Source organism: Nocardia farcinica (assembly GCF_001182745.1).
Lineage (GTDB): Bacteria > Actinomycetota > Actinomycetes > Mycobacteriales > Mycobacteriaceae > Nocardia > Nocardia farcinica.
The window spans coordinates 1,455,121-1,458,946 of the sequence record NZ_LN868939.1 but is presented as its reverse complement, the minus strand read 5'-3'; the positions used below and the strand labels follow the sequence as shown (position 1 = coordinate 1,458,946).

General features: G+C 67.9%; 3 protein-coding genes and 1 CRISPR repeat array. All 3 genes read right to left on the bottom strand.

What is annotated here, in order from left to right; all coding sequences use genetic code 11:
- Positions 1-374: 374 nt before the first annotated feature.
- The gene (gene cobM / locus AMO33_RS23630) at positions 375-1,130 is read right to left on the bottom strand and encodes a precorrin-4 C(11)-methyltransferase (RefSeq protein ID WP_060594328.1); all 756 of its coding nucleotides are present in this window, start codon (positions 1,128-1,130) and stop codon (positions 375-377) included.
- Positions 1,131-1,384: 254 nt separating this feature from the next.
- A CRISPR array of direct repeats spans positions 1,385-2,023; the repeat unit is 29 nt; unit sequence GTGCTCCCCGCGCACGCGGGGATGAGCCC.
- Positions 2,024-2,352: 329 nt separating this feature from the next.
- Entirely contained in the window at positions 2,353-2,940 is a 588-nt protein-coding gene (locus AMO33_RS23625; RefSeq protein ID WP_060594327.1) for a class IV adenylate cyclase, read from the bottom strand.
- 22 nt (positions 2,941-2,962) lie between these two features.
- The gene (locus AMO33_RS23620) at positions 2,963-3,808 is read right to left on the bottom strand and encodes a helix-turn-helix domain-containing protein (RefSeq protein ID WP_076574064.1); all 846 of its coding nucleotides are present in this window, start codon (positions 3,806-3,808) and stop codon (positions 2,963-2,965) included.
- Positions 3,809-3,826: the final 18 nt, after the last annotated feature.

The following is a 3,826-nucleotide window of genomic DNA, read 5'->3' as shown; positions in this document are numbered from 1 at the left end:
CCGTAACCTCGCTTCCGGAACACCACGCAAGCGCTCCCCGACGACACCCGGACGCCGACGCGCACGACTGAGATCGTGGCGCCTGCGTCCCGGTTTCAGTTCTCGAACAAATCAGGCAAAAAAGTTCACTGGCACTATCTGTCTGTGGCCGCCGCTGTTACATCGGCCCGACTGTGCTCGCTACCCACCGACCGGCCGAGCCGGGACGTTCGTTGCTGATCACCGGACCAATCTACCGTCGCCGCAGGCACCCGACCAACCAAGATCCATAGTTCCAGTGCATCACACCAGGCAGAACGGGGCGGCACCCTTCCGGCAAACCCCTGTCACCCATCTCACATCCTGGACACCGCAGGTCATCGGCCCGGCCCAGATCAGGGGGTGAGATGTCGCTCACGGGCCGGGTCGTACAGGTGTGAGGTGGTACAGGCGACGGCCGGGGTGAGGGCCCGCCCGACCAGGATCACCGCCGCCTGCCGCAGCCCCGCCGCCTCCACCCGGTCGGCGATGTCGGCGAGAGTGCCGCGCAGCACCAGTTCCTCGGGCTGACTGGCCCGGTAAACCACCGCGACCGGACAGTCGGCGCCGTAATGCGCGGCCAGCTCGGCGGCCAGCTCCCTGGTCCGCGTGATCGCCAGATGCAGCACGAGGGTGGCGCCGGTGCGCGCGAACTCCCCCAGCGCCTCGGACTCGGGCATCGCCGTCGACCGGCGCTGCGTACGGGTCAGCACCACCGACTGCACCACTTCGGGAACGGTCAGCTCGGTCCCCAGCAACGCCGCCGCCGCCGCGTAGGCGGGCACACCGGGCGTGACATCCCACGGCACACCGTGCGCGTCCAGCCGCCGGGTCTGCTCGGTCAGCGCCGAGTACACCGACGGATCACCCGAACACAACCGAGCCACATCCTTGCCCGCGCCATGCGCCCGCACCAGATGCGCGGTGATCTGGTCCAGATCCAGATGCTGGGTGTCGATCAACTCGGTCTCCGGCGCACAGTGCGCCAACACCGCCGGATCGAGATAGGTCCCCGCGTAGAGACAGACAGGACTCGCGCGCAGCAGATTCACCGCACGCACGGTCAGCAGGTCCGCCGCGCCCGGCCCGGCCCCGATGAAATGCACGGTCATGAGGGCGAGTGTAGGGATCCCCGGATGGGCGGTCCGGGCTGCGGTGGTCATGGGTCGTCGCCGGACCAGGCACGTAGGGCGTGGTCGGTCTCTCACGCGACCCTTGGGAAGATCGCCGGCAACTGAAATGGGATCCCGCAGGATCGGCGACGTACGATGGCGGCGGCCTGCCCGTCTTGTCCTTCAGCGAGGTACAGCGGTGGAAAGTGAATGAAAAACGGGGTTGGGGGCTGAGAACTCGCAGGTCAGGAAGTGTGCTCCCCGCGCACGCGGGGATGAGCCCAGGCGGTGCTCGAAGGTCGTGAAAACATTGCTGTGCTCCCCGCGCACGCGGGGATGAGCCCGGCGGCGCCGCGGGCACCCGCACCCCCTCGACGTGCTCCCCGCGCACGCGGGGATGAGCCCAGGTCGCACACGCTGTTCACGAACACCCTGCGGTGCTCCCCGCGCACGCGGGGATGAGCCCTCGCCGCCGTCGGGGTCAGGGACCTCGTAGGTGTGCTCCCCGCGCACGCGGGGATGAGCCCCAGCTCAGAAAGCCGTCGAGCAGCGTGCCGGTGTGCTCCCCGCGCACGCGGGGATGAGCCCAGTCCTCGAGGCGGCCCGACCACCGTGCCCCGGTGCTCCCCGCGCACGCGGGGATGAGCCCGGCGTCACGGGGAATGTCCTGGTCAGGTCAGCGTGCTCCCCGCGCACGCGGGGATGAGCCCCACAAATCGCGCACGCGAGGCACATTGTCGAAGTGCTCCCCGCGCAAGCGGGGATGAGCCCCCTTGAGGCCGGAGTTCCCGCTCCAGCCTCAAGTGCTCCCCGCGCACGCGGGGATGAGCCCGGCTGCTCGATTCCCCGTTTCGGCACGCCGCAGTGCTCCCCGCGCACGCGGGGACGAGCCCCGGATTGCGGCTTTGTCGTCTCCTTCGAGCAGTGCCTCCCGCGCGGGAGGGATGAGCCCGAAGGCTCGACGCGTTGTCCCGCCAGCGGGGTGCCCCCCGCATGCAGGGAATGTAGCGGTTGACGCCGGTAACCCGGAGGCCGGTTTCCTCTTCGACCTCGTCGACTTTGCCGCTGGGCAGTTCCCAGATGCCGCCCATGAAGTCGTTGCCGGGTCGGCGCAGCAGCAGGATGCGGCCGTCGTGTTCCACGATCGCGCCGACGACGAGTTGCTGGACGCCGTCGCATTCGGCTCGGGCGGTGAGGTCTTCGAGGCGGGTCGGCATCAGGTTCATCCATTTCGCCCGGAAGGAGCAGCCGACGGTTGGCGTGCGTGTCGGACTGCGTCGGTGTACAGCTCGGTGGTCAATTCCTCTGGGGTGACGCCGAGTTCTGTGAGGATCGCGCGCAGTTCTGCGAAGGCTTGGGGCAGGTCGGGTTCTTCGGCTTGGGTTTCGAGCTCGAGGTAGGTGCCGTCGATTTCCGGGACCTGGGCGATGGTGGCGAGCATGCGCCTGCCGGCGGCGGTGAACTGGAAGTTTTCGCAGCGTTTGGTGAAGGACAGGTTGGGTTGGTAGCCGAGTCGGGTGATGATGTCGTGCATGCCGTCGCGGTCGGTGACGAGGGTTTCGAACTCGGGTTTGGATCCGGTCGCTTCGTCGACTGCGGGGTCTTTGAAGGTGAGGACATGGTGGCGGTTGCCGCAGCGGTCTTCGATGGTGCGGAGCCGGAGTTCGCGACCGGTGCGGTCGAGGTCGCCGGTGGAGGTGTCGTAGTAGGTGTCCTGGTAGGACACAGTATCGGGGGTGGCTCGCTCGTGTAGGGCGGCGCGGACTTGGTCCGGGGCGGTCAGGCGGGCTTTGTATTCGGCCTCGATCACGGTGCTGCCTTTCTGTCGCTGGTCAGACGACGCGGTGCGCGGCGGTGACGGTCTGTTCCACGGTTCGGCGGAAGGCGTGGTGCAGGACCCCGCTGGGATTGGGTTCGATCCGTTGGGTGGGGCAGGCGTGGGCTTCGCGGTGGTCGGTGAACGCGGAGACGAACATGGTTCCGTGTGGTCCGTCGACGCTGATGATCCGCCATACCGGCACGTGGTCGTAGAGGTAGATCTGGACCCGACGTCCAGCATCGACGAGCTCCCGCAGTCGTGAAAGGGCCAGGCGGATGCCGGCGGCGAACGACTCGGCTGATTCGCCGATCTCCTGTGCACGGTAGGCGGCGGCAGCCGAGTCAGGGTCGAGCAGAAGGACGCGTAGCTGTGCGTCGGCCGGGATGACCTCGCGCAGGAGTGAGTCCTTCAACCCCAGGATGCCGAGCCCGCGCACTGCCATGACATCAACAGTGTCAGCGTCGTGGACCGCAGTGCGGATATCTGCGGCAGCATCGGCTTGGGATGGGTAGGTGTGCGTGATCTCGGTGGGATCGGCCGAGATCACCGGGGCGCTCCGGGGTGCGAGTCCCAGGGCGACGCGGGCCGGGTCCGGCATACCCAGGCCGTCGGCCAGTCGCTGGTACGAACTGAGGCTGGTGACTTGCCGGCGCCGGTTGATCAGTTCGTTGATTCGGCCTTGGGAGATGGCGAGGGCAGTGGCCAGTCGTTGCTGGCTGGCGCCGGTGTGCTGTTGCACCAGACGGAGGATGCCGGCGACATCACGCTCGGCGAGAAGACATCGGACTTCTGCACGGTCCCACACCTCGGCAGGCACGACGACCGGCGTGAACGCGGATCCCTGCACGGCTGCCCCCATCCCGAACACCCACCTGGG